Raw genomic sequence first — 264 nt, forward strand, 5'->3', positions numbered from 1 at the left:
CATCACCAGGGTCAACAATGAGTGGCTGTGATCGTCAAATGACAGTAAGTCTTCCAACAATGTTTCCAGACCCGCCTCGTTGTACAAGCCGGTCAGATTGTCATGAAGCGAAATCTGGGTTGCCTGGGTCAGCTCGTTACGCAGGTTGTTGATTTCTTTTTGCTGCTCATGCAGCTGCTGCACCATCTGCGAGGTAAGGGCGCACAATTCGTCGCTATGTTGATACAGTCCCAAAAACAGCGCCTGCAGCTGATCCGGTTGCTG

At 51.1% G+C, this 264-nt stretch carries 1 protein-coding gene; it reads right to left on the bottom strand.

What is annotated here, in order from left to right:
- Positions 1-264 (bottom strand): hypothetical protein (locus ACZ3HH_RS30370; RefSeq protein ID WP_465810328.1); only part of this gene is annotated, 264 nt, incomplete at both ends.

The organism is Pseudomonas sp. PME37.24/025 (assembly GCF_055556615.1).